Source organism: Novosphingobium chloroacetimidivorans (assembly GCF_014204535.1).
Lineage (GTDB): Bacteria > Pseudomonadota > Alphaproteobacteria > Sphingomonadales > Sphingomonadaceae > Novosphingobium > Novosphingobium chloroacetimidivorans.
Map to the genome: position 1 here is coordinate 35,884 of NZ_JACHLR010000016.1, position 25,553 is coordinate 61,436.

Sequence of the window (25,553 nt, forward strand, 5' to 3'; positions counted from 1 at the left end):
GTTGACCCGAACTCTCCCCATGACGATTGCGGGTAATATTTGCAACTGCGAAGCCCCCAGGCACGGAACGATCCGGCCAGACGACGGGGTGGGTTGTGAAGCTTTGTTGCCTGCCGATCCCGAGGAAGGCAGCCGATCAGGCGGCGCCGCTCATCCGCTGCAAGGTGGCAAGAGCCGCGCGCAGAGCCTCCTCGGTACGATCGCTCGTCGCACCCGGAGCATCGAACGCGCGCGGAGCTGCGGGCCTGGGCTGGTCTTCATCGGGATCGCCGGCGCCTGGGAAGGCGATCACAGGCTTGGCTGCGGGCGTTTCGCTATCCTGTGCGGAGGGAGCAAGCGTCGGCCGAGTAAGGTTGCGCAGCGAGGAATAGCCAGCTGCCAGCGCATCGTCGTCGCTGCGGCCGATCTGCCGCGGCGGAACGTAGCCGGGCAATGCGTCATCGGCGGCCTCCGTGGGAACCGCGCGCAGCGCGGCGGGCAGCTCGAGAACGGGCGTGGCAGGCATTGCGGGCGCCTCGGCGGGAGCCTGCGCGGCGCTGTGAACCTGGCCAGCCCGGCGACGCGCGATGGTAAGCGCCAGGCGTTCCAGCAGCTCGACAGGCGACAAGGCGTCAAGCGGGGCCGACGCGATGCGCTCCGCAGCGGTCATGTCCTTGACGGCCGGAGCCTCGGGAGCCTCCATGGCCGGGGACGGGGTGATCGGGGCCTCCATGGCCGGAGCCTCGGCACTCGCGGCGGCGACGATGTCCTCTTCGCGCGGCAAAAGATCGAAACCGGGTCTCGGGGCGCTCTCCTCATCGACCGACCGGCTGGGCGCAGCGTGCGTGTAGACGTCGAACAGGCGCTCGGCCGACGCTGCCTTCTCGCCAGGGCGTTCAGGTGCTTGAAGCTCGGGCGCGTCGATGGGCTTGGCCTCAGCGGCCGAGTCGAGCTGCAGCGGCTCGCTGCGGCGGACCCAGGGTTCTTCCTCGAGCGCCGCGTCGAAGCTTTCGAGATCGAGATCGGCGACGTTCAGGATGGGTAAGGCGCCTGGGACCGGCGCGTGATCGTCGAAGCGCTCTTCCTGCGCAATCGCGGCCAGCTGGCGGCGGCGGATCGTCGGGACGCTCTCGGGCTCCTCTTCAAGGTCCGCCGAATCGACCGGTAGATCCTGGCGACCCGCACCGAACAGCGCGACAGGCGAATCGCCCTCATCCGCGGCGATGGGGACAGCAGAAGCACGGCGGCGGCGCGCGGTGGCCTGCGGCGCGGGCTTGGCAAGGCGGCGGGCGACGACGAAACCGACCAGGCAGCCGATCGCGGTCATCATCAGGGCCAGCAGGATGCGCGTGGTGGTGCCCAGCGGCGGCGCGGCCATCGGGATTACACGGTCGATGCCGGTCACCAGCACCATGTGCTCGATCAGGCCGGGGCGAATCGCCACGCTGCAAAGGCCGAACAGCGCGCCGAACCACAGGACCACCGTTACCGGGAACAGCGGATGGCTGGTGATCGGCGGCCTGGCTGCCGGTTTCCTGCGCTTTGCTTCGGCCAAAGTCTTACCCCAATTGCAGCGGCGAGTGCGGGAAGTGCCAGGCCTTCGAAGGGTCTAAGCGGCTGCCCCCAGCCTCGGTTGAGCGTTCAGGCCTAGGAGGGTTTGGTAAACAAGTTGATAACGCGCGGCATTGCGAGCCCAATCGTGACGATCCTCGACGTGGCGGCGACCGGCCTCGTGCATGGCGGGCCAGCGCCCAGGGTGCGTCAGCAGCGAGGCGAGCGCGCCGGCACAGGCCTGGGCATCGTCCGGCGCGAACAGGCGACCGGTAACGCCGTCCTCGATCAGCTCGCGGTGGCCGCCGACGTCCGAGGCGCAGACGATCTTGCCCTGGGCCATCGTCTCCAGCGGCTTCAACGGCGTGACGAGATCGGTAAGCCGGCTGTGCTTGCGGGGAAAAGCCAGAATGTCGGTCAGCGCGTAGTAGCGCCCGACCTGGTCGTGCGGAACGCGTCCGACGAAGCGGATCGCCTGGGCCGCGGGCGACTCGGCGGCCTGCCTCCGCAAGGCCTCCTCGCATGGCCCCCCGCCGACGAGCAGCAGGCGCGCTTCGGGATGATAGCGCACCAGCAGTTCCATCGCTTCGATCAGCATATCGAGGCCTTCGTAATCGTAGAAGCTGCCGATGAAGCCCACCACGGGCCGCCGCCTGCCGGAGGCATCGAGCAGGTCGAGCTCACGTCCGAGATCGAGATCGGGCTCGGGCGGCGTGCCGAACAGCGAGAGGTCGACACCGTTGGGAACGACCGTGATCCGTTCGGCCGCCGTGCCGCGTGCGATCAGGTCGCCGCGCAGGCCTTCGCAGATCGTCACGATCGTATCGGCATGGCCGACGACGAAGTTCTCCAGCCGCCGTGTCAGGCGATAGCGCAAGGAGCCTGCCCGGGTGACGCCGTTGCCGACGGCCGCATCTTCCCAGAAGGCGCGGATCTCGTAGACCAGCGGGATGTCCTGACGGCGAGCGACGCGAAGCGCCGCCTGGCCGCACAGCGCGGGCGAGTGCGCGTGGATCACGTCGGGGCGCCAGTCTTCCACCACCCGCTCGATGGCGTCGGCGAACAGCCCGACCTCGCGCCATTCGCGCAGGCCCGTCATGCCACTGGCCTGGCCGGCGGTACGGTGGAACAGCAGCCCGTCCGCCTCCTCGGCGGCGGCGCTCGGCATGGTGTGCCGCAGACCGGTAATGCCGTGCACTTCGATGCCCAGCCGCTGCTGCGCCTTCAGGATCGCACGCGTGCGGAAGGTGTAGCCGCTGTGCATGGGCAGCGAGTGGTCGAGGACGTGGAGGACCCTGATCATGGCGCATTGTCTAGTGCAGGAACGCTTAACGCGCCGTCAACTCGATCCCGCTAACGCTGCCCGCCATGGTCGACATGTTCGCCTTGTCCGTTGCGCATGGGTTGCTGGTGCTGGCCGGCATCCGGCTGTTCCTGCGCGACGACCTTGATGCCGAGGGCAGCGCGAAGCGGGCGTTCGGCTGGCGACGCAAGGGCGTGTCGAAGCAGGACTCCGGCAGCGATGCGGAGCCGCGGTCGTGATCGACCTGTGCCTTACCGCCTTCCTGTGCTTCTACCTTGCGCTGGGCTGCAAGCGGCCGTTCCTGTGGGTGCTGGCCTATCTCTATGTCGACATCGTCGCGCCGCAGATCATCTCGTGGGGCATCCTCTCGCACATCCCGACGTCGCTGATCTTCTTCGCCGCCGCCTTCGCCGGCTGGCTGTTCTTCGACGACAAGACCGATTCGCGCTTCTCGGGCCGGCAGGCGCTGATCTTCCTGCTGCTGCTCTACTGCGGCTATTCCACCCTGGTCGCGGACTTCCCCAAGGAAGCGGCGGAGAAATGGTCCTGGGTGTGGAAGGCGCTGGTCTTCGCGATGTTCCTGCCGCTCACCCTTCGCACGCGGCTGCGGATCGAGGCGGTGATCCTGGTCATGGTGCTGTCCGCCAGCGCGATCATCATCGACGGCGCGATCAAGACGATCGGCGGCGGTGGCGGCTACGGCGCACTGCGCTTCTTCGTCGACAACAACACCGGCCTTTACGAAGGCTCGATCATCAGCTGCGTGGCGATCGCCATCATCCCGCTGATCCTGTGGCTGGCCAGGCACGGCACCGTGTTCCCGCCCGACTGGCGGGTCTGGACCTTCGCCGGGGCGCTGATCTTCGCCTGTGCGCTGATCCCGGTCGGCACCCAGGCGCGCACCGGACTGATCTGCCTCGGTATCCTGGCGGTCCTCTACTTGCGGACGGCCAAGCACCGGTTCCTCATCGTCGCGCTGATGTCGGGGGCGGTGGCGCTGGCCGTGCCATTCCTGCCGGCGTCCTACACCGAGCGCATGGGCACGATCGAGAACAACCAGTCCGACAAGTCCGCCAGCACGCGCCTCGCGGTGTGGAAGTGGACGCTCGGCTATGTCGGCAGCCATCCGTTCGGCGGCGGCTTCGAGGTATACCTGGGCAACACCCTGCGCTTCGAGACGGTGGTGGCGCAGACCAGCGGCAGCACCACCATCCTGCGCACGCAAGTGCAGGAGGACAGCGGCCGCGCGTTCCACTCCAGCTATTTCGAGATGCTGGGCGAGCAGGGGATTCCCGGTTTCCTGCTATGGTTGACGCTGCAGATCTCGGGCCTGCTGCAAATGGAGATGATCCGCCGCCGCTGGCGCAAGCGCACCGGCGCCGACGAGCAATGGCAGGCGCCGCTCGCGGTGTCGCTGCAGCTGGCGCACGTGATCTACCTGTTCGGCTCGCTGTTCGTGGGCATCGCCTTCCAGCCGTTCATCCTCATGCTGATCGGCGTGCAATGCGGATTGTGGACCTACTTGCGCCGGGTCGAACCCAAGCTGGCCGGACAACTGGCGCAACGGCGTGCCACACGGGTCCGGACGAACGCGGTAACCGCCTGAGTTCTGCTCCTCCCCGAATAAAGGGAGGAAACCGCTGCCAGGCGAGTGGTGGAGGGGTATGACCCCGTCGTCCGAACAGCAGGCCAGCGGGGACACCCTTCCGCCAGCGGCTCCGCGTCTGCCACCTTCCCCTGAAGGGTAGGATCTTCGGCTACCAGTCGCTCGATCCGTTTACGTCGGCAGACCGGATCCATCCCATTCAACGGCTCAGTGCTTGCGGACCAAGTGGCTGAAAAGCCACCACTCGGCTGCGTCGTCTCCCTGCCTTGGCGTTTACAACGAATTAACCTTTAATCTTCATACGTCTCATGGTTAATTCGCGGCAGCACTCTTTCGGAGCGCGAAAAGGTCGCACACTTCGGGGCAACCAAAGGAAAATCGAATGCGTGTGCTGTTGATCGAGGACGAGCCGACAACCGCCCGAGCCATCGAGCTCATGCTGACCGCGGAAGGCTTCAATGTCTATTCTACCGACCTTGGCGAAGAGGGCCTCGATCTCGGCAAGCTGTACGATTACGACATCATCCTGCTCGATCTGAACCTGCCCGACATGCATGGGTACGACGTGCTGAAGAAACTGCGCGTCGCCAAGGTGCAGACGCCGGTGCTGATCCTTTCCGGCATCTCCGAGATGGACAGCAAGGTGCGCAGCTTCGGCTTCGGTGCCGACGACTACGTCACCAAGCCGTTCCACCGCGAAGAGCTGATCGCCCGTATCCACGCCGTGGTGCGCCGTTCGAAGGGCCACTCGCAGTCGGTGATCAAGACCGGCAAGCTGATCGTCAACCTCGACGCCAAGACCGTCGAAGTCGACAGCGCCCGCGTCCACCTGACCGGCAAGGAATACGCGATGCTGGAGCTGCTCTCGCTTCGCAAGGGCACGACGCTGACCAAGGAAATGTTCCTGAATCACCTCTACGGCGGCATGGACGAGCCCGAGCTCAAGATCATCGACGTGTTCATCTGCAAGCTGCGCAAGAAGCTGGCTCACGCCTGCGGCGGTGCCAACTACATCGAGACCGTCTGGGGCCGCGGCTACGTGCTGCGCGATCCCGACGAGCAGGACGTGGCTGCCTGATTGCATAAGTTACCCGTGGGGTGATGCGAGCGGCTCGTCCCGACTGGGGGGACGGGCCGTTTTCAATTCAAGCATCGCACCAAGACGCGGAGAAGAAGAAAGTGCGCGCGCAAAGGTGCAGAGGGAGGAAAGCAAAGTACGCATCGCGGCGAAGCCGCACGCGCTGCATCCTCTCTGCGCCTCTGCGCCTCTGCGCGCGCTCACGCACCCTTCTCTCTCCTCCGCATCTCCGCGCTTCCGCGTGAACCACCTTGCTTTCCCGCCCACACATCGGTAAGCGCGCGCCCTTCAATCGGCACGATCGCATCTCGCTTTTAGAGATTCGCGCGCCGGCCTGGCGAAAAGGGCTGCCAGGGCCGGCCGTACGTGTCCCCGACCAAGGAGACGAAAATGCCCAAACTGAAGACGAAGAGCGGCGTCAAGAAGCGCTTCAAGCTCACTGCCACCGGCAAGGTGAAGCATGGCGTGGTCGGCAAGCGCCACCGCCTGATCAGCCACAACGCCAAGTACATCCGCCAGAATCGCGGCACCGACGTCATTTCCGACGCCGATGCGAAGACGATCAAGAAGTGGGCGCCCTACGGGCTGGGCTGATTAGGAGCGCATAGACAATGAGCCGTATCAAGAGGGGTGTTACCACCCGCGCCAAGCACAAGCGGATCCTGGACCAGGCCAAGGGCTATCGGGGCCGCCGCAAGAACACCATCCGCATCGCGCGTCAGGCCGTCGAGAAGGCCGGCCAGTACGCGTACCGCGACCGCAAGGTGAAGAAGCGGACCTTCCGCGCACTGTGGATCCAGCGCATCAACGCTGCCGTGCGCAACGAAGGCCTGACCTACTCGCAGTTCATCCACGGCGTGAAGCTGGCCGGCATCGAACTCGACCGCAAGACCATGGCGGACCTCGCCATGAACGAAGGCGGCGTGTTCAGCACGGTGATCGCCCAGGCCAAGGCCGCGCTTCCCGCGTAAGCGCTGCAGGCTAGCGAGACAGACGAGGGCGCGGGTGGTGAAAGCTACCCGCGCCTTTTTCTTTGTGCTGCTCCCTCAACCAAAAGAACCTCGTCATTCCCGCGAACGCGGGAATCCATCTCCAGGTGTTTCCTGTTACGCGAGCTCAGGAGATGGACTCCCGCGTTCGCGGGAGTGACGAAGGGGAGGGTAATGCACGCCGTGTTCCAGCCTTGCGTCTATCTCATGGCGTCGCATCGCAACGGCACGCTCTATGTCGGTGTCACATCGAACCTCGCGCAAAGGGTGCACCAACATCGAGAGGGGTTGATAGACGGGTTCACCAAGGACTACGGCGTGCATTACCTGGTCTGGTATGAGCAGCACGCGACGATGGAGCACGCAATCACGCGTGAAAAGCGGCTCAATAAGTGGGCGCGCGCATGGAAAATCGAATTGATCGAGGAAGCCAATCCGGACTGGCGCGATCTGGCGGTTGATTTCGGGTTTGACGCGTTGCCGCCGCACCGGGATGTCTGACGTAAGGTCAGGAAATGGGTTCCCGCCCACGCGGGAATGACGAAGGTAAGGTACGTTGTGATTGATCTAGATACCATCCTGGCCTCGATCGCCTACGCCGGCTCGCTGGACGAAGTCGAAGCCTTGCGCGTCAAGCACCTGGGCAAGCAGGGCGACGTTTCCGCCCTGCTCAAGACGCTGGGCGCCATGAGCCCGGACGAGCGCAAGGTCGAGGGCCCCAAGATTCACGCCCTGCGCGAAAGCGTTGCCGGGGCCTTGGCCACTCGCAAGGCCGCATTGGAGAACGCCGCGCTCGAAGAGCAGCTGGCCTCCGAGACGATCGACCTCACATTGCCCGCACCCGAAACGCCGCGCGGCAGCGTGCACCCGATCTCACAGGTGATGGACGAACTCGCCGAAGTCTTCGCCGATCTCGGCTTCGCCGTCGCCACCGGCCCGGAGATCGAGGACGACTGGCACAACTTCACCGCGCTCAACATGCCCGAGAGCCATCCGGCGCGCGCAATGCACGACACGTTCTACTTCCCCGACCGCGATGCCGAGGGCCGCGAGATGCTGCTGCGCACGCACACCTCGCCAGTACAGATCCGCGCCATGATCGAGCAGGGTGCGCCGATCCGGATCATCGCGCCAGGCCGGGTCTATCGCTCGGACAGCGATGCCACGCACACGCCGATGTTCCACCAGATCGAAGGCCTGGTGATCGACAAGGGCATCCACCTCGGCCACCTGAAATGGACGCTGGAGACCTTCCTGAAGGCCTATTTCGAGCGCGACGATGTCGTCCTGCGCCTGCGCCCCAGCTACTTCCCGTTCACCGAACCTTCGGTCGAGGTCGACGTCGGCTACACCATGGTCAATGGCAAGCGCGTCGTCGGCGGCTCGGAAGGCTGGATGGAAGTGCTGGGCAGCGGCATGGTCAACCGCAAGGTGATCGCCGCCGCCGGGCTCGATCCGGACGAGTGGCAGGGCTTTGCCTTCGGCACCGGCGTCGATCGGTTGGCCATGCTGAAATACGGCATGGACGATCTGCGTGCCTTTTTCGACGGCGATGTCCGCTGGCTTTCGCACTACGGCTTCTCCGCGCTCGACGTGCCGACCCTGTCGGCCGGCGTCGGCACTGCGGCCTGAGGTAACGACCATATGAAGTTCTCGCTCTCCTGGCTGCGCCGCTATCTCGACACCGACGCCTCGGTCGATGCGATCTGCGATGCGCTCAACGCCATTGGCATCGAAGTGGAAGGCGTCGAGGATCCTGCCGCCAAGCTCTCGGGCTTCCGGGTCGCCCGGGTGCTAACCGCGGCGCGCCATCCCGATGCCGACAAACTGCAGGTCCTCACCGTCGACACCGGCTCCGGCGAGCCGCTGCAGGTCGTCTGTGGCGCTCCCAATGCTCGGGCGGGCCTCGTGGGCGTGCTCGGGCTGCCCGGCGCGGTGGTGCCGGCCAATGGTCTGCAGCTCAAGAAGTCCGCCATCCGCGGCGTCGAATCGAACGGCATGATGTGCTCGACCCGCGAGCTGGAACTGGGCGACGATCACGACGGCATCATCGAGCTGCCTGAGGATGCGCCGGTGGGCACCTCGTTCGCCGAATACCGTGGCGTCGATCCCGTCATCGACGTATCGATCACCCCCAACCGGCCCGACTGCATGGGCGTCTACGGCATCGCGCGCGATCTTGCCGCCAAGGGGCTCGGCACGCTCAAGCCCGTCCCTGCAGTCAACGTCGCCGCGACTTTCCCGTGCCCGATCGAGATCCGCACCGACGATCCGGAAGGCTGCCCGGCGTTCTACGGCCGCGTCATCAAGAGCGTGCGCAATGGTCCTTCGCCGCAGTGGCTGCAGGATTTCCTCAAGTCCGCCGGACAGCGCCCGATCTCGGCGCTGGTGGACGCGACCAACTACGTCATGCTCGCATATGGCCGGCCCGCGCATGCGTATGACCTAGCCAAGCTGACCGGCGCGGTCGTCGCCCGCCGTGCGCGGGACGGCGAGCAGGTCATCGCGCTGAACGGCAAGACTTATGCGCTCGACGCCGAGATGACGGTGATTGCCGACACGGTCGGCGTGCACGACATCGCCGGCATCATGGGTGGCGAGCACTCGGGCTGCGAGGAGAGCACCACCGACGTCCTGCTGGAGATCGCCTACTTCGATCCCGAGCGGATCGCCCGCACCGGGCGCAAGCTGAACCTCACCTCCGATGCGCGCAGCCGCTTCGAGCGCGGGATCGACCCCACGTTCCTCGATTCCGGCCTCGATATCCTTTCCGGGCTGATCCTGGAGCTGTGTGGCGGCGAGGCTTCCGAGATCGTCCGGGCGGGCGCCGCGCCGTCAACACCCAAGACCGTCCATTTCGATCCCGATCTGACCGAGCGGCTGGGCGGCGTCGCCATCTCGCCGCAGCGGCAGCAGGCGATCCTGGAAAGTCTCGGCTTTGGCGTCGTCGCGGAAGAGGCGGGCTTCGACAAGCGGTGGATCGTCACCGTCCCGGGCTGGCGGCCCGACATCGACGGTGGGCCAGACCTGGTCGAGGAAGTCGTGCGCATCCACGGCATCGACGAAGTGAAGAGCGTTGCCCTGCCGCGCGCGGACGGGGTCGCGCGGCCGACCGCTACTCCGGCGCAGAGGCTGGAGCGGCGGGTGCGCCGCGCCGCAGCCGCACGGGGCCTGCACGAGGCGGTGACCTGGTCGTTCCTGCCGGTGGCCGAGGCCGAGCACTTCGCGGACGGTGAGGTTTGGACGCTGGCCAATCCGATCAGCGAGGACATGAAGGCCATGCGCCCATCCTTGCTGCCGGGCCTGCTCTCGGCCGCCAGGCGCAACCTCGACCGTGGCGCGAAGGGGCTGCGCCTGTTCGAACTCGGCCGGCGCTACTTGCGTGGGGGCAGCGGCGCCAGCGACGAACGCCTGGCGCTCGGCCTCGTGCTCGCCGGCGAGAAGAGCCCGCGCGGCTGGGCAACGGGCAAGGCGGCCAGCTTCGATGCCTATGACGCCAAGGCCGAGGCCCTCGCCTTGCTGGCCGAGGCCGGTGCACCGGTCGACAAGCTGCAGGTGATGGGAGAAGCCGGGGCGCAGTTCCATCCCGGCCAGTCGGGCACCTTGCGGCTGGGGCCCAGGACCGTGTTGGCCCGCTTCGGCATGCTGCATCCCGCGACCGCGCGCCAGTTCGACCTGGAAGGTCCGGTGGCATTGGCCGAGTTGTTCCTCGATGCGATCCCCGCGCGCAAGTCTGCCAGCGGATTCGCCCGCCACGCCTATGCGCCGCCCGCGCTGCAGCCGGTTACGCGCGACTTTGCCTTCCTGGTGCCATCCTCGCTGCCTGCCGCCGATCTCGTGCGTGCGGTGCAGGGCGCGGACAAGGCGAACATCGTCGCGGGCCGCCTGTTCGACGACTTCCGTGGTGCCGGTGTGCCGGACGGCCACAAATCGCTCGGGATCGACGTGACGCTCCAGCCCGGCGAGAAGAGCTATGCCGAGGCAGACCTGAAGGCGATTGCCGACAAGGTCACCGCCGCCGCCGCCAAGCTCGGCGCGACGCTGCGGGGATAGCGCCATGAGCGAACTCGTCTCGATCGCATCGGATAAGCTGACCGCGCGCATCAATCCCTTGGGTGCGGAGCTGTGGTCGCTCGCCGACGCGGACGGGCGCGAGTACATGACCGATGCCGACCCGGCGTTCTGGACCGGCCACGCGCCGATCCTGTTCCCGATTGTCGGCATGGTGCGCGATGGGCGCTATCGCCTGGGCGACGCCAGTTACGCGATCCCCAAGCATGGTGTCGCCCGGCACTCGCACTTCGACGTGGTAGCGGCCGAAGCGGACAGCGCTCACTTCCGGCTCGGCGACACGCCCGAGACCCGCGCATCGTACCCGTTCGCTTTCATGCTCGACGTGCTGTTCCGTCTCTCAGGTGCGACGCTGCAAGTGGAAAGCCGCGTCACCAATCTTGGCGATCAGCCGATGCCGTTCAGCTTCGGCTACCACCCGGCCTTCGCCTGGCCGCTGCCCGGCGGCGCGGCGAAGGAGGATCACCGGGTGGTATTCGCCGAGCCCGAGCCCGGCCCCGTAAGGCGCATCGATCCGGTGAGCGGCCTGCTGCTTGAGCAGAGCTTCTCCTCGCCGGTCGAGGGCGACACCCTGGTACCGACCGCTGCTCTGTTCGAGGCGGACGCACTGATCTGGGATCAACTTGCAAGCCGTTCCGTTCGGTTCGGCGCTCCGGGCGGTGCGTCGCTCCAGATTACCTTTCCGGACATGCCGATGCTGGGCATCTGGCAGAAGCCGGGTGCCAACTACCTTTGCATCGAACCCTGGCAGGGGATCGCCGATCCCATAGGCTACGACGGCGACTTTCGCGACAAGCCGGGCGTGCTCACGCTTGCCCCGGATGAGGCACGAAGCTTCCGCATGGGCGTGACCGTGACGCAGGAGACCGCATGAAGACTGCACTTATCACTGGCGCCACCTCGGGGATCGGCGAAGCCTGTGCCCGGGCCTTCATCGGCGCCGGCTGGCAGGTCGTAGGCACCGGACGCCGCACCGAACGGCTGGAGCGCCTGGCGGCCGAACTCGGCGAGCGCTTTCAGCCGTGTGTCTACGACGTGCGTGACGAAGCGGCGCGCGATTCGGCTCTGGCCGCGCTGCCCCAGGCGTTCCGCGGCATCGATTGCCTGGTCAACAACGCCGGGCTGGCCCTCGGCAGCGCCAAGGCGCAGGATGCCGATCTCGATGCCTGGCGCACGATGATCGACACCAACGTCACCGCGCTCGCCTCGCTGACGCACAAACTCCTGCCGCAGCTGATCGAGAGGCGCGGCGCGATCGTCATGCTCTCCTCGGTCGCCGCGACCTACCCTTACACCGGCGGCAACATCTACGGCGGCACCAAGGCCTTCGTGCGCCAGTTCGCCTTGGGCTTGCGCTCGGACCTGGCGGGAACCGGCGTGCGCGTAACCTCGATCGAGCCGGGCATGGTGGAGACCGAATTCACCGTCGTTCGCAATGGCGGCGACCAGGCGGCTTCGGACAACTTCTACGCGGGCGTGAACCCGCTGACCGGGGCGGACATTGCCGATGTCGTGCTCTGGGTCGCCACGCAGCCGCCCCACGTCAACATCAACGCGCTTGAGGTCATGCCGGTGAACCAGTCCTTCGCCGGCTTCCAGGTGGCGCGCGAAGGCTGACCGCCGGCGCGGGAGCGCAACGTTGCGGGAGCGGCCCGGCACCAGTATGGGCCGCGCATGAGTTCCCATGACAACCGCCGTACGTTCGCCATCATCTCGCATCCCGACGCGGGCAAGACCACGCTGACGGAAAAGCTGCTGCTGCAGGGCGGCGCGATCCACCTGGCGGGCCAGGTCAAGGCGCGCGGTGCGGCGCGCCGCGCGCGGTCCGACTGGATGAAGATCGAGCAGCAGCGCGGCATCTCCGTCACCAGCTCGGTCATGACCTTCGAGCGCCAGGGCATTACCTTCAACCTGCTCGACACGCCGGGGCACGAAGACTTCTCGGAAGACACCTACCGCACGCTGACCGCGGTCGATTCCGCGATCATGGTGATCGATGCCGCCAAGGGCATCGAGCCGCAGACCCGCAAGCTGTTCGAGGTCTGCCGCCTGCGCTCGGTGCCGATCATCACCTTCATCAACAAGGTCGACCGCGAGGGCCGGGCCTGCTTCGACCTGATGGACGAAGTGGCCGACATGCTGGCGCTCGACGTGTGCCCGATGTCCTGGCCGGTCGGCATGGGCGGCGTGTTCGAGGGCATCTACGACCTGGAGACCGGCAAGGTCAGCCGGCCCGAGGGTCCCAGCCGCGAGTTCCTGGGCAAGGTCGATCAGGACGTCACACTGCCGACCGAAGTCGCGGACGAGATGGAGCTGGCGCAGGGCGGCTATCCCGAGTTCAGCCTGGAAGACTATCGTGCGGGCAACCTGACGCCCGTCTATTTCGGCTCCGCGCTAAAGAACTTCGGCGTGGCAGAGCTGATCGACGCCATCGCCCGCTATGCCCCGCCGCCGCGTCCGCAGCCCAGCGAACAGGGCACGATCGAACCGTCGAAGGACGAAGTCACCGGCTTCATCTTCAAGGTGCAGGCCAACATGGACCCGATGCACCGCGACCGGATCGCCTTCATGCGGCTCGTCTCCGGCACCTTCAAGCGCGGCATGAAGCTGACGCCGTCGGGCCTGGGCAAGCCGATCGCGGTGCACTCGCCAATCCTGTTCTTCGCGCAGGACCGCGAAATCGCCGACAGCGCCGAGCCGGGCGACATCATCGGCATCCCCAACCACGGCACGCTGCGCGTGGGCGACACCTTGTCCGAACGCAACGACGTGCGCTTCACCGGACTGCCCAACTTCGCGCCCGAAATCCTGCGCCGCGTGCAGCTGAAGGACCCGACCAAGACCAAGCAGCTGAGGAAAGCGCTCGACGACTTGTCGGAAGAGGGCGTGATCCAGGTGTTCTATCCGGAGATCGGTTCTCAGTGGATCGTCGGCGTGGTCGGCCAGCTGCAGCTCGAAGTGCTGATCTCTCGCCTGGAGGCCGAGTACAAGGTCGAGGCGATGCTGGAGCCGGCGCCGTTCGACACCGCGCGCTGGCTCAAGGGCACCGACGCGGCGCTGAAGACCTTTGCCGACTTCAACAAGATGAACCTGGCGCGCGACCGCGATGGCGACCCGGTGTTCATGGCGCGATCGGCCTGGGACGTGAGCTACCAGCAGGAGCGCAATCCGGACCTCGCGTTCAGTGCCACCAAGGAGCGCTGAGGGCAGCTGTCGCGACCTGACACGACGACGACACTTGCCTCCGCTCCTCCCGTGATCGTCATTCCCGCCTATGCGCGAATGACGAAGTCGGCAGTTGTTTTTCGAAGTTCCGCGCTCGGTGTCACGCCCAGCGCGCAACCATCGCCCGCAAAGCCCGCCATCCAAGGCTCACCGCTCCGCTCGACACGGCACCGACCGCCAGCCCTGCGCCGACGTCGCTTGGGTAGTGGGCGCAGCGGGGGATCTGCGCCACCGCCACTGCTCCGGCGCCGATCATCGCCGGCAAGCGATGCTCGGGGTAGACCGCGCTATATGCCGAAGCCACGGCCATGGCCCCGGCGCTGTGACCGGACGGAAAGCTGCTGTCCTCCTTGTCGCGCGAACGGCCGGCGCGCGGCTTTTCGTCCTCGCGATCGGACGCGCTGCGTGGGCGTCGGCGGTCCACGCGGCGCTTGACTGCGTTCTTCCCCGCCGTCGCCACTTCGTGCGCGACGAGCATGCGGGCCCCGGCGCCGACCATCCGAGCGTCGCGCCGCACCAGTCCGAGCAGCAGCACGCCCGCGCACAAAATCCGCGCCTGCGGCTGATCGCCCACTTCGCTCAGCGCTCCGGCGAATCGCACGGCAAGGTGGCCGCGCTTCTGCTCGGCAGCTGCACGGGCCTTGTGATCGATGTCGAGGACTGCCCTGCCGGCGTCCCGCGCGTCCTGTTTCTTGCTCATCACCCGCACCAACACCCGGGCGCAGCAAACGTGCCGCTGCCCTTTGGACCGAAAGGCGCCCGCGCGGAACAGGAGCGGGATTCGAGAATTATGGCTCGGGCGGACTGGGCCTGCCATGCCGCCGCCAGCTCCTCTTGCGGACAGTCAGCCACCGTCACGTGCCCATCACTTTCGCCAGCTACAACATCCACAAGGCCGTCGGGCTCGATCGTCGGCGCGATCCCGACCGCATCCTGGCGATCCTGCGAGAGATCGACGCGGACGTCATCGCCCTGCAGGAAGTCGACCGGCGCTATGGTCGGCGGATGAGCACGCTGCCGCTCGAGGCGATCCACCACACCGGCTACAAGCCCGTTCCCTTGTCGATGAAGCCCGATAGCCTGGGCTGGCACGGCAATGCGCTGCTGATCCGTCGCGACATCGAACTGATCGAGGCAGTGCCCGTGCCACTGCCGGTGCTGGAGCCACGCGGGGCCATCCGCGCGGACGTGCGCATCGATGGCCGTGAGATCCGCGTCGTCGGCATGCATCTCGACCTCTCCGGCCTGCGCCGCCGTCATCAGGTGCGCTCCGTCCTGATGCATGCGGCGGCTTGCGCGCAGTCCATGCCGACCGTGCTGATGGGCGACATGAACGAGTGGGCGAGCCACGGCGGCTGCTTCCGCGAGTTCGATCGGGCGTGGCAGGTGCTGGCGCCCGGCCGCAGTTTCCCGTCCCGCCGGCCGGTCGCGGCGCTCGATCGCATCATCGTCTCGGACGGGTGCGAAGTGGTGGGAACTGGAGTTCACCGCAGCGCATTATCGGCAGTCGGGTCTGACCACCTGCCTGTGTTTGCCTCGCTGAACCTGCCTAATAATTAGGCACTCTGCTCAGGAATGGAGCGTCGTCTATCCACTGGGCGGCAAGCTTCGACGCAACCGCTGCTGTTTTCCTACCGAAAAGTAAACTGGCACGCAGCTTGCAACCCCTAGTCTACCGGCATGCGGCCGGGGGCTAACAGGGGATAGGCATGAAGTTCATCATCGCCATCATCAAGCCGTTCAAGCTCGACGAAGTCCGGGAAGCCCTCGGCGCCATCGGCGTCGCCGGCATGACGGTTTCCGAGGTGAAGGGCTTCGGGCGGCAAAAGGGGCAGACCGAGATCTACCGCGGTGCGGAGTACTCGACCAACATGCTGCCCAAGGTGAAGATCGAGGTCGCCGCACCGGACGATCTGGCCGGCAAGATCGTCGAGACGATCCAGCAGGTCGCCAGCACCGAAGCCATCGGCGATGGCAAGATCTTCGTTCTCGACCTGGCCTCTGCCGTGCGCATCCGCACCGGCGAGTCCGGCGACACCGCGCTCTGAGGGGGGTATCCATGATGAACCGCAAGCTTCTTAGCGGCATCGGTGCGACGATCGCGTCGCTCGGCGTCGCTTCCTCCGCCTGGGCACAAGCTGCCGCCGGCCCGGTTAAGGCGCCCGACGCCGCCGCTGCCGCCGCCATGATCAACAAGGGCGATACCGCCTGGATGCTGGTCTGCACCGCACTGGTGCTGATGATGTCCATCCCGGGACTCGCCCTGTTCTACGGCGGCCTGGTCCGCGCCAAGAACATGCTGAGCGTCTGCATGCAGGTGTTCATGATCGTCTCGGTCGCCGGCCTGCTGTGGGCCTCGATCGGTTACTCGATCGCCTTCACCTCGGGCGGTGAGAACCACTTCTTCGGCGGCCTTTCCAAGGCCTTCCTGGTCGGTGTCGACGCCACCACCGTGGGTGCGACGTTCTCCAACAACGTCTACATCCCCGAACTGGTCTTCGTGGTCTTCCAGATGACCTTCGCGATGATCACGCCGGCCCTCATCGTCGGCGCCTTCGCCGAGCGCGTGAAGTTCAGCGGGTTGCTGGTCTTCGTGGTGCTGTGGTCGATCCTGGTCTATTATCCGATGGCGCACATGGTGTGGTACTGGGCGGGCCCGGATTTCCTGGCCGACGCTCCGACCGACTCGGGCCTGCTGTGGGGCTGGGGCGCGCTCGACTTCGCGGGCGGCACCGTGGTCCACATCAACGCCGGTATCGCGGGTCTTGTCGGCTGCCTCTTCATCGGCAAGCGCCATGGCTATCCCAAGGAGCCGATGCCGCCGCACTCGCTCGTCATGACCATGATCGGCGCGAGCCTGCTATGGGTGGGCTGGTTCGGCTTCAACGCCGGCTCCAACCTCGAAGCCAACGGCGTGACCGCGGTCGCCTTCGTCAACACCATGCTCGCCACTTGCGCCGCAGCCGTCGCCTGGTCGCTGGTGGAGCAGTTCCACCACGGCAAGGCCAGCGTGCTGGGCGCGGTAACCGGTGCCGTTGCAGGCCTGGTGGCGATTACCCCGGCTGCCGGCCTCGGCGCGCCGATGACCTCGATCGTGCTCGGCCTCGTCGTCTCGCCGATCTGCTACATCTTCGTCACCCAGGTGAAGATCAAGCTGGGCTACGACGACAGCCTCGACGTGTTCGGCGTGCACTGCATCGGCGGTATCGTTGGCGCCATCGGCACCGGCATCGTCGCTTCGCCGGCGCTCGGCGGCCAGGGCGTGTTCGACTACACGCAGTTCCCGGCGGCGTTCGATCCGGCCAGCTACTCGATCAGTGGGCAGGTCGTGACGCAGATCAAGGCGGTGCTGTTCACCCTCGTCTACTCGGGCGTGATCTCGGCCATCCTCTACTTCATCGTCGGCAAGACCATCGGTCTGCGCCCGTCGATCGAGGACGAGAACGCCGGCCTCGACATCACCAGCCACGGTGAGCGCGCCTACAACTACTGATTTCAAGAGCTTGGCGGGGGCGGGGATAACCTCCTCTCCTCCTTCTCCTCTCCCGCCATCCGTTGTTCCTCCTGCGAACACAAACTGAAAAGGGCCGGAGCCAGGCGCTCCGGCCCTCTTTTCGTTGGTCTTCCTGGAGAGAGGATTCAGCGCGCCGAAGCGGCGAGCAAGTCCATGATCTGCCGCACCGGCGACACGTCGTATCCCGCCTGCGCGGCCCTGGCGGCAACGTCGTCTAAATCGGCGCCCTCCTTGGCCTGGGCCAGCGCCCACAGCAGCGTCGAGCGCGTGCCCGACCGGCAATAGGCGAGCACCGGGCCCTGCGTGCGATCGAGCGCCTCGGCCATCGCCGTCACTTGCTGCTGCGAAAACCCGGCATGGGTGACCGGAATGGCCACGTAGTCGATGCCGGCAGAACGCGCCGCTGCTTCGATGTCCGGACCGGGGACCTGATCCTCGCTCTCACCCTCGGGCCGGTTGTTGACGATCAGCGTGACGCCCAGGGCCTTGGCCTGCTCCACTTCGGCAAGGCCGATCTGCGGGCTGGCATAGACGGTGTCGGTAAGCTTGCGAAACATGGCGGTACTCGGCTCCTGCGCATCGCCCAAGGGCGGAAAGGATGTGCGGTCCTAGCACAGGCTGGGTTCATTTCGACAAGTGCGGCGAAAACCCCCGCATTTCTGTTCGCCAAGGACTTGCGACTCGTATATAAGCCGAAATCGCAGGAAAAGGCCGCATGCTGCGGGTCACTTGCCCTGACGCCCGGCGCGGCTCGTCCACGCGGCCGGGCGACTGCTTATGGGGCGCATCGAAGGTTTGTTCGTAGAGATGGGTTTTGACAGAGGACGTCGCGGTAGGGGACGCGACAAGCGCGATCGGTTCGGCGAAGACGAAGGTGGCTTCGATCCCTTCTACGCTGGCCAGGACCGGTTCGGCGGCGGCGGCGGCGGTGATCGCTTCGGCGGCGGTGGTGGCGGCGGCTTCGGTGGCGGTGCCCCGCGCAGCGGTGGCTTCGGCGGCGGCGGCGGTGGTGGCGGCTTCGGCGGCGGTCAGCGCGGCGGCGGCGGCGGTGGTTTTGGCGGCGGTGGCGGCGGCGGTGGCCGCGGCATGCCGGCCCAGGTCGTCGGCCAGGGCAAGGGCGTCGTAAAGTTCTTCAACGCAGCCAAGGGCTTCGGCTTCATCCAGCGCGATGAAGGCGGCGACGATGTGTTCGTGCACATCAGCTCGGTGGAGCGGGCCGGCCTCGAAGGTCTGGCGGAAGGTCAGCAGCTGGAATTCCAGCTCGTCGATCGCGGCGGCAAGATCTCGGCCAGCGACCTGGTCGTGGTGGGCGATGTCATCCCGGTCGAGAAGCGCGACGAAGCACCTCGCGACTCGGCGCCGCAGCGTCAGCTCACCGGCGACAAGGCGACCGGCACCGTCAAGTTCTTCAACTCCATGAAGGGCTTCGGCTTCATCACCCGTGACGATGGCCAGCCCGACGCATTCGTGCACATCAGTGCGGTCGAGCGTTCGGGCATGTCCGGGCTCAACGAAGGCGATCGTGTCGAATTCGACATCGAAGTCGACCGACGAGGCAAGTACTCGGCGGTCAACCTCGTCCCGCGCCAGGGTTGATCCTGCCCGCACCCCCTGCGGTCGTTTGACCGCAGGGCTGCAAACACCTAAATGCGCGCAGATGGCGGTCCACAAGGGCCGCCATTTGTCGTTTGCGATTCCCGAATGAGCACCACACTGCCCAAGACCTAGGATACCCGGCCATGTCGATCACTCCGCTGATGCCTGTCTACCCCCGGTGCGACGTGCGCCCCGTGCGCGGCGAACACTGCCATCTGATCAGCGAGGACGGCCGTCGGTTCCTCGATTTCGCCAGCGGCATCGCGGTGAATGCGCTCGGCCATTCGCATGAAGGCCTGATCGCCGCGATCCAGAAGCAGGCGGCGACCCTGATGCACGTCTCCAACCTCTATGGCAGCCCCCAGGGCGAGCACCTGGCCCGTCGCCTTGTCGACCTGACCTTTGCCGACACCGTGTTCTTCACCAACTCCGGCGCAGAGGCGGTGGAGTGCGCGATCAAGACGGCGCGCGCCTACCACCAGCACGATGGTTCGGCCGAGCGGTTCGAGATCATCACCTTCAACAACGCTTTCCACGGCCGCACGCTGGCAACCATCAGCGCGTCGAGCCAGGACAAGATGCACAAGGGCTTCCTCCCGCTGCTGCCGGGCTTCCGCTACATCGAGTTCAACGATCTCGAAGCGGCGAAGTCCGCGATCGGGCCGCACACGGCCGGCTTCCTGGTCGAGCCGATCCAGGGTGAAGGCGGGATCCGCATCGCCGACGACGCCTTCCTTCAGGGCCTGCGCGCGCTGTGCGACGAGCATGACCTGATGCTCATCCTCGATGAAGTGCAGAGCGGCGTCGGACGTTCGGGCACGTTCTATGCCTACGAGCAGTTCGGCATCGAGCCGGACATCCTGGCGACGGCCAAGGGCATCGGCGGCGGCTTTCCCATCGGTGCCTGCCTCGCGACGGAGAAGGCGGCACGCGGCATGGTCGCCGGAGCGCACGGCTCCACGTATGGCGGCAACCCGCTCGCCATGGCCGCGGCCGAAGCGGTGCTGGACGTGATCGCCGACGAAGCGTTCCTCGCTGGCGTGCGCGCCAAGGGCGATCGACTGCGTTCGCGCATCGAGCAGTTCCTGGGCAATTATCCCGAGCTGTTCGAATCGGTGCGGGGCCGCGGCCTGTTCATCGGCCTCAAGATGAAGATCGAGCCGCGTGCCTTCGTCGCTCACATGCGCGACCATCACGGCCTGCTGACCGTCTCGGCGGGCGATAACGTGGTGCGCGTCGTTCCGCCGCTGGTGATCGACGATACGCATATCGACGAGTTCATGGAGAAGCTCTCGGCTGCGGCCGCAAGTTACCAGCCGGCAGAAACGGCATGAGCCGTCCTGCAAGGAGCCGGCGCCACTTCATCGGCCTGTCCGACGCGGGTGGCGATGCCGTCGCGGCGATTCTCAACGACGCGCTCGACCGCAAGGCCGCGCGCCAGGACTGGACCAAGGGGCGCCCCGATGCGGACGCGCCCCTGGCCGGCCATGTGCTGGCGATGATCTTCGAGAAGAACTCGACGCGCACCCGCGTCTCGTTCGACATGGCCATGCGCCAACTGGGCGGCAGCGCCTTGATCATGGAATCGGGCAGCACGCAGCTCGGCCGCGGCGAAACCGTGGCCGATACCGCGCGCGTGCTCAGCCGCATGGTCGACGCGATCATGATCCGCACCGACGATCACGCCAAGATCGAGGAACTGGCGCACTATGCCGACGTGCCTGTGATCAACGGGCTGACCGATTTGTCGCACCCCTGCCAGATCGTCGCCGACTTGCTTACGGTCATCGAGCGCGGCTTCGCTCTCCCGGGACTGCAGGTTGCCTGGCTGGGCGACGGCAACAACGTCGCCAACTCTCTGATCGAGGCGGCCGGGCTGATGAAGTTCACCGTGCGCGTGGGTGGCCCCACTGGCTACGAGCCCGACCCCACTTTCATCGCCGCCGCGCAGGCGGCTGGCGGATCGGTCGTGCTGACGCAGGACGTAGACGAGGCGATCCGCGGTGCGCAGGTGGTCGTCACTGACACCTGGGTCTCGATGGGCCAGGCTGGTGGCGATGCGCATCTTGCGGCCATGGCGCCCTATCAGGTCGATGCAGCGCTGATGGCGCGCGCTGCGCCTGGCGCGGTGTTCCTGCACTGCCTTCCCGCGCATCGCGGCGAGGAGGTGACCGCAGAGGTGATCGACGGTCCGCAGTCGGCGATCTGGGACGAGGCCGAGAACCGCATCCACGCGCAGAAATCGATCCTGCGATGGGCCTTGGGCCAGCTGTGAGCGCACACGAGGATAGGGTTCGGTCGGAGCGTATCGGCTTCGACCAGGTGCTGGGCTTCACCATTGCGGACCGCCATGCGCGCGGGCGCGTGCTGCGGCTCGGGCCAACGCTGGAAACGATCCTGTCCGCGCACGATTACCCGCCCGCGATCAAGCATCTGCTGGCCGAAGCCTTGATGCTGACCGCCCTGATGGGATCGCTGATGAAGGAAGAGGACGGACAACTCACCCTGCAGGCACAGGCGCAAGGTGGGGCCGTTGACCTGCTGGTGTGCGATTATCTGGGCGGCGCTCTTCGTGGCTACGTCAGCCACGATCCCGAGAAGTGCAAGGTGGTCGGCACCAGTCCGCGGCTGGAGACGCTGTTCGGCGAAGGCTATCTGGCGATCACGTTCGATCTTGCCAGCAGTGGCGAGCGTTACCAGGGCATCGTGCCGCTCGAAGGCGATTCGCTGACCCGCGCATGTGAAGCCTACTTCGCGCAGTCGGAGCAGGTGCCGACGTTGCTGCGGGTCGGCATTCGTTCCGAAGGCGCGCATTGCGTCGCGGGCGGGCTTCTGGTGCAGCACTTTCCCGAAGGCGAGGAAGGACGCGAGCGGCTCCACGCCAAGGAAGACCATCCGGAGTGGGAGCATGTGGCGATCATGGCCGGCAGCACTCGGCATGATGAGCTTGTCGACCCTTCGCTGTCTCTCGAGGATCTGCTGATCCGCCTCTTCCATGAAGAGCGCGAGGTGCGCGTCGAGCCGCTCTCGACACTGTCACGCGGCTGCCGCTGCACGGTGGAGCACTACCAGTCGATCTTGTCGCGGTTTCCCGAGGACCAGCGCGCTGAGATGCGCGATCCGGATGGAACGATCCCGGTCGACTGCGCATTCTGTTCGAAGATCATCCGCGTCCCGGTGTAAGCTCGGCGCGGATCAGCGACCAGCCGTTCGTCGATGAAATCGGGCGCTTGGACGAGAGTTGCGCGCGTGGTAGATGGTACCCGCGCGACAGGGACGTCCAGCAACCGCCGCGACTATCCAGGACCATGACAAGGATGAAGGCCAAGACCGCCCTGACCTGTGCTGCTGCCGTGATCTGTGCGGGTGCCGCAATCGCGTCCGGCTCGGTCGTCGCGCAAGTGCGCTCCCTGGCGATGCTCGATAAGCTGGAGCAGGGAGACTGGGAACTGCGGCTGCATGACGAGGCCTCGGTCCCGCGCCGCATCTGCCTTCGCGATGCGCGCCGGCTCATCCAGTTGCGTCACCCCGGGCAGAGTTGCAGCCGCATCACCGTCGAGGATACCGAAAGCCAAGTGACGGTGCAGTACACGTGCCGTGGTCACGGCTATGGCCGCACTCAGATCCGGCGCGAGTCCGACAGTCTGGTGCAAATCGACACGCAGGGGATCGCTGAGGGGTTGCCGTTCGCCTTTGCCGCCGAGGCCCGGCGGGTGGGCGCCTGCACGAGCTGACCGCCTGCAGCCGCCGGGGGCTTTCGCCAGCCGGGCCGAAGGCCTACATGGCCGCGCATGCCAGACATCGCCAATCCGACCGGCCGCGCGGCCGTAGTGCTTCTTTCCGGCGGCCTCGACTCCATGGTCGTGGCCGGCCTTGCGCGCGAGGCCGGCTACCAGGTCCACGCGCTGACGATCGACTACAATCAGCGGCACCGGCGCGAGATCGACGCGGCACGGACCATTGCCGAGAAGATCGGCGCCGTCCGCCATGTGGTGCTTCCGCTCGACTTGCGGCAATTTGGAGGGTCAGCCCTTACGGATGACATCGCCGTGCCGAAGGATGGCTTGGGCGACGACATTCCGGTCACTTACGTACCCGCGCGCAACCTGGTGTTCCTGTCGCTGACGCTCGCCTGGGCCGAGGCGCTGGGCGCGCGCGACATCTTCATCGGGGTCAACGCGCTGGATTATTCCGGTTATCCGGATTGCCGACCCGAGTTCATCGCGGGCTTCCAGCAACTGGCGGAGCTTGCGACCAAGGCCGGCGCGCAGGGATCGGCGTTTACAGTCCACGCGCCTCTGCAATTCCTGGGCAAGGCGCAGATCGCGGCGGAGGCGGATCGGCTTGGCCTTGAGCCGGCGATGAGCTGGTCGTGCTACGATCCCACGCCGGAGGGTCTGGCCTGTGGGCTGTGTGACAGCTGTCGCTTGCGCAAGGCTGGTTTTGCCGAGGCGGGTGTCATCGATGGTACCGTCTACGCGGCGTGATGCGGGTGTTGACGGCAGAGGCCGGGTTCTAACGATTACTCCATATACCCGCGCGCGATTTGGTAGCCGTTCGCGCGCGCCTTCCGCTCGTGGGATCTGCCCTGAGGTGGGATGCGTCAACAGACCGCCTTCGATCCAATCTCCAGGCACGCAGATTTCGAGGGACCCGGCGGGTTGGCGGGGACCGGCGCCGCACCTGATCGAGCGTCGTTGAGGCGGGATCCTGGGCAAGGCAAGTATCCGGCGGGATCCGCTGCCTTGTCGTGAACCATATTGAGCGGACGGTCCGTCGCGCCCGGCGCCAGTTGGCGATCTGCTCTTGCGGACGATGTGAACGACCTGCCGCAGTCGAGCCGCTCAGCACTCCATCTGCATCGGACAAAAGAAAAGGGGCCGGATTTCTCCGACCCCCTTGTCTTTGTACCGTTGCCGGTCGCTTACATGCCCGAACCCGGACCGTAAGTGATCTCGACGCGACGGTTCTGCAGCTCGCGCACACCGTCCGCAGTCGGGACGCGCGGGTTGCTTTCACCGAAGGCCTGGCTCGAGATCGAACCGTCGGCAATGCCGTGGCTGGTGAGGTACGAACGCACAGAGGCGTTACGACGCTCGGACAGACCCTGGTTGTACTGGGTCGAACCCGAACGGTCGGTGTAGCCGGCCAGCATGATCGGCACGCTCTCGCAGTTCGCGTAAGCGCTGACGGCGCTGTCGAGAATGGTCGCAGCCTCAGGCGTGATGTCCGACTTATCCCAGTCGAAGAACACGATGTACGGACCCTTGTTGCAGACCGGAGCCGGCGGCGGGGGCGGAGGAGGCGGCGGCGGCGGCGGCGGCGGCGGCGGGGGAGCAACCGGCTCTGCACCACCGAAGTTGTAGCCGATCGTGCCGAGCAGCGAGTGCGAACGGAAGCGCGTCTCGATCGGAGCGCCGAACGATCCGACCAGGTCGACGTTGTCGGCGTTGAAGAAACGATACTTCAGGCCGAGGTCGATGTTCTCCGTGATCGGAGCGCGAACGCCCGCGAGCAGCTGCCAGGCGAAGCCGGTGTCGTTGTCGTCGAACGGGGTCACGCCCGGGATCGTGGCGTTGTAGTGGACGCGAGCAACGCCCACGCCGCCGCCGGCGAAGCCCTGGATGCCGTCATCGGCACCGAAGTCGAGCAGGCCGTTGACCATGAACGACAGCGCGCTGGCATGGCCCGACGCGTCGAACGTACCCAGAGCGGTGGTGTATTCGTCGTTCTTCGCACGACGGTAGCTGCCTTCGGTCTCAAGGCGGAAAGGACCGAAGTCGTAACCGATCGAGACGCCGCCATCGAAGCCGTACTTCGAATCGAGCGACGAGGCGTTGTTGATGCCGGCGATGTCGAAGTTCGAATCTTCGACGATCATGGCGCCGAAGCCACCTTCGATGTACCACGCGTCGTCGCGCGCAAAAGAAGGCGTGGCGATGGCCGTAGAAGCCAGCGCCAAGCCAATAACGAGTTTCCTCATATTATTCCCCTATTCAGAGATTTGGAGCCACCGAGTAATCGAGCATCTACCCCCTCCGTAGACTCTGCGCAAGCGCACAGTGACCGTGACTGTTGCAATAACATCACGCCGACTGAGGTCGAGAGCCGTTCGCAAAGGCTATGTTGCTGAGCGAACAACACAATCGATCCCTGTTGGTTGCCACTGCCGTCAAGCAGGGGGTAGAAGACCAGAAGCCCGGAGAGCCAAGAGCAGCGCTCCGATAGCGGCCCGAGCCTCGCTATCAACCATCAAACCTCCTGATGGTTCCGGAATGGCCGCAGCTTTTTGCCAGCCATCGGAAAATAGGGCGAATTGCCCGCTCGTCTGGTCATAGACGCGCATGCCCGGGACCGGCGCGGCGAACAGCCATTGGCCGGCCTGGCGCATCGCGATCGCATGATCATGACCTGCCCATTCACCGGTGGCGGCGGGGGCGACCAGCCATGATTGTCCGTCGGGGGCGATCGTCGGCGGCTCGGTGCTCTCGCCCTCGATGGCAGCATGCATCAGTGCATCGATCCGCGCCAGTGCCTCGTTGTGGAATACTTCCTTCTGCGCCTGCGCGGCGAACAGCAGCGGCAAGCCGTGGCGGGCCGTGGTGGCGGTGAAATCGAGAGCATCGGGCATGGTCGGTCTC

At 66.0% G+C, this 25,553-nt stretch carries 26 protein-coding genes; 20 read left to right on the plus strand and 6 right to left on the minus strand.

The window, feature by feature from the left end; translation table 11 throughout:
- Positions 1 to 136: 136 nt before the first annotated feature.
- Positions 137 to 1,534, minus strand: coding sequence for an amino acid adenylation domain-containing protein (locus tag HNO88_RS16435; RefSeq protein WP_184247997.1), 1,398 nt, complete (start codon positions 1,532 to 1,534; stop codon positions 137 to 139).
- A 54-nt stretch (positions 1,535 to 1,588) separates the two neighbouring features.
- Complete coding sequence (locus HNO88_RS16440) at positions 1,589 to 2,833, minus strand: TIGR04063 family PEP-CTERM/XrtA system glycosyltransferase (RefSeq protein WP_184248000.1); 1,245 nt, start codon at positions 2,831 to 2,833, stop codon at positions 1,589 to 1,591.
- A 65-nt stretch (positions 2,834 to 2,898) separates the two neighbouring features.
- Here HNO88_RS16440 and HNO88_RS16445 point away from each other — a divergent pair, with 65 nt between their 5' ends.
- The 11 genes from HNO88_RS16445 (at position 2,899) to HNO88_RS16495 (ending at position 13,781) form a co-directional block, all read left to right on the plus strand.
- Positions 2,899 to 3,072 (plus strand): hypothetical protein, encoded by a 174-nt coding sequence (locus tag HNO88_RS16445; RefSeq protein WP_184248003.1) that lies wholly within the window; start codon positions 2,899 to 2,901, stop codon positions 3,070 to 3,072.
- Entirely contained in the window at positions 3,069 to 4,439 is a 1,371-nt protein-coding gene (locus HNO88_RS16450) for a DUF5935 domain-containing protein (RefSeq protein ID WP_184248006.1), read from the plus strand. Before HNO88_RS16445 ends, HNO88_RS16450 begins: the two co-directional genes overlap by 4 nt.
- 382 nt (positions 4,440 to 4,821) lie before the next feature.
- Positions 4,822 to 5,517, plus strand: coding sequence for a response regulator transcription factor CtrA (gene ctrA, locus HNO88_RS16455; protein ID WP_184248009.1), 696 nt, complete (start codon positions 4,822 to 4,824; stop codon positions 5,515 to 5,517).
- A gap of 390 nt (positions 5,518 to 5,907) precedes the next feature.
- Positions 5,908 to 6,111: a 50S ribosomal protein L35 gene (rpmI, locus tag HNO88_RS16460; RefSeq protein ID WP_184248012.1), complete on the plus strand. Its 204-nt coding sequence runs from the start codon at positions 5,908 to 5,910 to the stop codon at positions 6,109 to 6,111.
- A gap of 17 nt (positions 6,112 to 6,128) precedes the next feature.
- Positions 6,129 to 6,488, plus strand: a complete 360-nt coding sequence (rplT, locus tag HNO88_RS16465) for a 50S ribosomal protein L20 (RefSeq protein ID WP_184248015.1) — start codon at positions 6,129 to 6,131, stop codon at positions 6,486 to 6,488.
- A gap of 192 nt (positions 6,489 to 6,680) precedes the next feature.
- A complete protein-coding gene (locus HNO88_RS16470; RefSeq protein ID WP_184248018.1) occupies positions 6,681 to 7,007 on the plus strand; it encodes a GIY-YIG nuclease family protein in 327 nt (108 codons plus the stop codon).
- A 57-nt stretch (positions 7,008 to 7,064) separates the two neighbouring features.
- Positions 7,065 to 8,138, plus strand: a complete 1,074-nt coding sequence (gene pheS / locus HNO88_RS16475; protein WP_376768781.1) for a phenylalanine--tRNA ligase subunit alpha — start codon at positions 7,065 to 7,067, stop codon at positions 8,136 to 8,138.
- 12 nt (positions 8,139 to 8,150) lie between these two features.
- The gene (pheT, locus tag HNO88_RS16480) at positions 8,151 to 10,559 is read left to right on the plus strand and encodes a phenylalanine--tRNA ligase subunit beta (protein WP_184248024.1); all 2,409 of its coding nucleotides are present in this window, start codon (positions 8,151 to 8,153) and stop codon (positions 10,557 to 10,559) included.
- A gap of 4 nt (positions 10,560 to 10,563) precedes the next feature.
- Positions 10,564 to 11,451, plus strand: a complete 888-nt coding sequence (locus HNO88_RS16485) for an aldose 1-epimerase family protein (protein WP_184248027.1) — start codon at positions 10,564 to 10,566, stop codon at positions 11,449 to 11,451.
- Positions 11,448 to 12,194, plus strand: a complete 747-nt coding sequence (locus HNO88_RS16490; protein WP_184248030.1) for an SDR family NAD(P)-dependent oxidoreductase — start codon at positions 11,448 to 11,450, stop codon at positions 12,192 to 12,194. The genes HNO88_RS16485 and HNO88_RS16490 overlap by 4 nt, the downstream gene beginning before the upstream one ends.
- A 57-nt stretch (positions 12,195 to 12,251) precedes the next feature.
- Positions 12,252 to 13,781 (plus strand): peptide chain release factor 3, encoded by a 1,530-nt coding sequence (locus HNO88_RS16495; protein WP_184248033.1) that lies wholly within the window; start codon positions 12,252 to 12,254, stop codon positions 13,779 to 13,781.
- A gap of 121 nt (positions 13,782 to 13,902) precedes the next feature.
- On the opposite strand, the gene HNO88_RS16500 is transcribed toward HNO88_RS16495, so the two are convergent.
- Complete coding sequence (locus HNO88_RS16500; protein ID WP_184248036.1) at positions 13,903 to 14,502, minus strand: phosphatase PAP2 family protein; 600 nt, start codon at positions 14,500 to 14,502, stop codon at positions 13,903 to 13,905.
- 158 nt (positions 14,503 to 14,660) lie between these two features.
- On the opposite strand from HNO88_RS16500, the gene HNO88_RS16505 reads away from it, so the two are divergent.
- From HNO88_RS16505 to HNO88_RS16515, 3 genes are all read left to right on the plus strand, one after another.
- Positions 14,661 to 15,362 (plus strand): endonuclease/exonuclease/phosphatase family protein, encoded by a 702-nt coding sequence (locus HNO88_RS16505; protein ID WP_184248038.1) that lies wholly within the window; start codon positions 14,661 to 14,663, stop codon positions 15,360 to 15,362.
- 149 nt (positions 15,363 to 15,511) lie between these two features.
- On the plus strand, positions 15,512 to 15,850 hold the full coding sequence (locus tag HNO88_RS16510) for a P-II family nitrogen regulator (RefSeq protein WP_159873644.1): 339 nt from the start codon (positions 15,512 to 15,514) through the stop codon (positions 15,848 to 15,850).
- Between the two features lie 11 nt (positions 15,851 to 15,861).
- Positions 15,862 to 17,295 (plus strand): ammonium transporter, encoded by a 1,434-nt coding sequence (locus HNO88_RS16515; RefSeq protein WP_184248041.1) that lies wholly within the window; start codon positions 15,862 to 15,864, stop codon positions 17,293 to 17,295.
- Positions 17,296 to 17,441: 146 nt separating this feature from the next.
- Here the strand turns inward: HNO88_RS16515 and HNO88_RS16520 are convergent, their stop codons facing one another.
- Positions 17,442 to 17,873, minus strand: coding sequence for a protein tyrosine phosphatase family protein (locus HNO88_RS16520; RefSeq protein ID WP_184248044.1), 432 nt, complete (start codon positions 17,871 to 17,873; stop codon positions 17,442 to 17,444).
- A gap of 250 nt (positions 17,874 to 18,123) precedes the next feature.
- On the opposite strand from HNO88_RS16520, the gene HNO88_RS22715 reads away from it, so the two are divergent.
- From HNO88_RS22715 to queC, 6 genes are all read left to right on the plus strand, one after another.
- Positions 18,124 to 18,912: a cold-shock protein gene (locus HNO88_RS22715; protein ID WP_184248236.1), complete on the plus strand. Its 789-nt coding sequence runs from the start codon at positions 18,124 to 18,126 to the stop codon at positions 18,910 to 18,912.
- Positions 18,913 to 19,055: 143 nt separating this feature from the next.
- The gene (locus HNO88_RS16530) at positions 19,056 to 20,246 is read left to right on the plus strand and encodes an aspartate aminotransferase family protein (RefSeq protein WP_184248047.1); all 1,191 of its coding nucleotides are present in this window, start codon (positions 19,056 to 19,058) and stop codon (positions 20,244 to 20,246) included.
- Complete coding sequence (gene argF / locus HNO88_RS16535) at positions 20,243 to 21,187, plus strand: ornithine carbamoyltransferase (RefSeq protein ID WP_184248050.1); 945 nt, start codon at positions 20,243 to 20,245, stop codon at positions 21,185 to 21,187. The genes HNO88_RS16530 and argF overlap by 4 nt, the downstream gene beginning before the upstream one ends.
- A complete protein-coding gene (hslO, locus tag HNO88_RS16540) occupies positions 21,166 to 22,095 on the plus strand; it encodes an Hsp33 family molecular chaperone HslO (protein ID WP_184248053.1) in 930 nt (309 codons plus the stop codon). Before argF ends, hslO begins: the two co-directional genes overlap by 22 nt.
- A 134-nt stretch (positions 22,096 to 22,229) precedes the next feature.
- Complete coding sequence (locus HNO88_RS16545; RefSeq protein WP_246381894.1) at positions 22,230 to 22,646, plus strand: DUF3617 domain-containing protein; 417 nt, start codon at positions 22,230 to 22,232, stop codon at positions 22,644 to 22,646.
- A 57-nt stretch (positions 22,647 to 22,703) separates the two neighbouring features.
- Positions 22,704 to 23,399, plus strand: a complete 696-nt coding sequence (gene queC / locus HNO88_RS16550; RefSeq protein ID WP_184248056.1) for a 7-cyano-7-deazaguanine synthase QueC — start codon at positions 22,704 to 22,706, stop codon at positions 23,397 to 23,399.
- Between the two features lie 437 nt (positions 23,400 to 23,836).
- Here the strand turns inward: queC and HNO88_RS16555 are convergent, their stop codons facing one another.
- Both HNO88_RS16555 and HNO88_RS16560 read right to left on the minus strand, forming a co-directional pair.
- Positions 23,837 to 24,895, minus strand: coding sequence for an OmpA family protein (locus tag HNO88_RS16555; RefSeq protein WP_184248059.1), 1,059 nt, complete (start codon positions 24,893 to 24,895; stop codon positions 23,837 to 23,839).
- Between the two features lie 189 nt (positions 24,896 to 25,084).
- The gene (locus HNO88_RS16560; RefSeq protein WP_184248063.1) at positions 25,085 to 25,543 is read right to left on the minus strand and encodes a DUF2793 domain-containing protein; all 459 of its coding nucleotides are present in this window, start codon (positions 25,541 to 25,543) and stop codon (positions 25,085 to 25,087) included.
- Positions 25,544 to 25,553 lie beyond the last annotated feature (10 nt).

Coding starts and splice junctions, on each gene's coding strand:
- HNO88_RS16440 (WP_184248000.1), bottom strand. CDS start 2,833: ATGATCAGGGTCCTCCACGTCCTCGACCACTCGCTGCCCATGCACAGC.
- HNO88_RS16445 (WP_184248003.1), top strand. CDS start 2,899: ATGGTCGACATGTTCGCCTTGTCCGTTGCGCATGGGTTGCTGGTGCTG.
- ctrA (WP_184248009.1), top strand. CDS start 4,822: ATGCGTGTGCTGTTGATCGAGGACGAGCCGACAACCGCCCGAGCCATC.
- rpmI (WP_184248012.1), top strand. CDS start 5,908: ATGCCCAAACTGAAGACGAAGAGCGGCGTCAAGAAGCGCTTCAAGCTC.
- rplT (WP_184248015.1), top strand. CDS start 6,129: ATGAGCCGTATCAAGAGGGGTGTTACCACCCGCGCCAAGCACAAGCGG.
- HNO88_RS16470 (WP_184248018.1), top strand. CDS start 6,681: ATGCACGCCGTGTTCCAGCCTTGCGTCTATCTCATGGCGTCGCATCGC.
- pheT (WP_184248024.1), top strand. CDS start 8,151: ATGAAGTTCTCGCTCTCCTGGCTGCGCCGCTATCTCGACACCGACGCC.
- HNO88_RS16485 (WP_184248027.1), top strand. CDS start 10,564: ATGAGCGAACTCGTCTCGATCGCATCGGATAAGCTGACCGCGCGCATC.
- HNO88_RS16490 (WP_184248030.1), top strand. CDS start 11,448: ATGAAGACTGCACTTATCACTGGCGCCACCTCGGGGATCGGCGAAGCC.
- HNO88_RS16495 (WP_184248033.1), top strand. CDS start 12,252: ATGAGTTCCCATGACAACCGCCGTACGTTCGCCATCATCTCGCATCCC.
- HNO88_RS16500 (WP_184248036.1), bottom strand. CDS start 14,502: ATGAGCAAGAAACAGGACGCGCGGGACGCCGGCAGGGCAGTCCTCGAC.
- HNO88_RS16510 (WP_159873644.1), top strand. CDS start 15,512: ATGAAGTTCATCATCGCCATCATCAAGCCGTTCAAGCTCGACGAAGTC.
- HNO88_RS16515 (WP_184248041.1), top strand. CDS start 15,862: ATGATGAACCGCAAGCTTCTTAGCGGCATCGGTGCGACGATCGCGTCG.
- HNO88_RS16520 (WP_184248044.1), bottom strand. CDS start 17,873: ATGTTTCGCAAGCTTACCGACACCGTCTATGCCAGCCCGCAGATCGGC.
- HNO88_RS22715 (WP_184248236.1), top strand. CDS start 18,124: ATGGGTTTTGACAGAGGACGTCGCGGTAGGGGACGCGACAAGCGCGAT.
- HNO88_RS16530 (WP_184248047.1), top strand. CDS start 19,056: ATGTCGATCACTCCGCTGATGCCTGTCTACCCCCGGTGCGACGTGCGC.
- argF (WP_184248050.1), top strand. CDS start 20,243: ATGAGCCGTCCTGCAAGGAGCCGGCGCCACTTCATCGGCCTGTCCGAC.
- hslO (WP_184248053.1), top strand. CDS start 21,166: ATGGGCCTTGGGCCAGCTGTGAGCGCACACGAGGATAGGGTTCGGTCG.
- HNO88_RS16545 (WP_246381894.1), top strand. CDS start 22,230: ATGAAGGCCAAGACCGCCCTGACCTGTGCTGCTGCCGTGATCTGTGCG.
- queC (WP_184248056.1), top strand. CDS start 22,704: ATGCCAGACATCGCCAATCCGACCGGCCGCGCGGCCGTAGTGCTTCTT.
- HNO88_RS16555 (WP_184248059.1), bottom strand. CDS start 24,895: ATGAGGAAACTCGTTATTGGCTTGGCGCTGGCTTCTACGGCCATCGCC.
- HNO88_RS16560 (WP_184248063.1), bottom strand. CDS start 25,543: ATGCCCGATGCTCTCGATTTCACCGCCACCACGGCCCGCCACGGCTTG.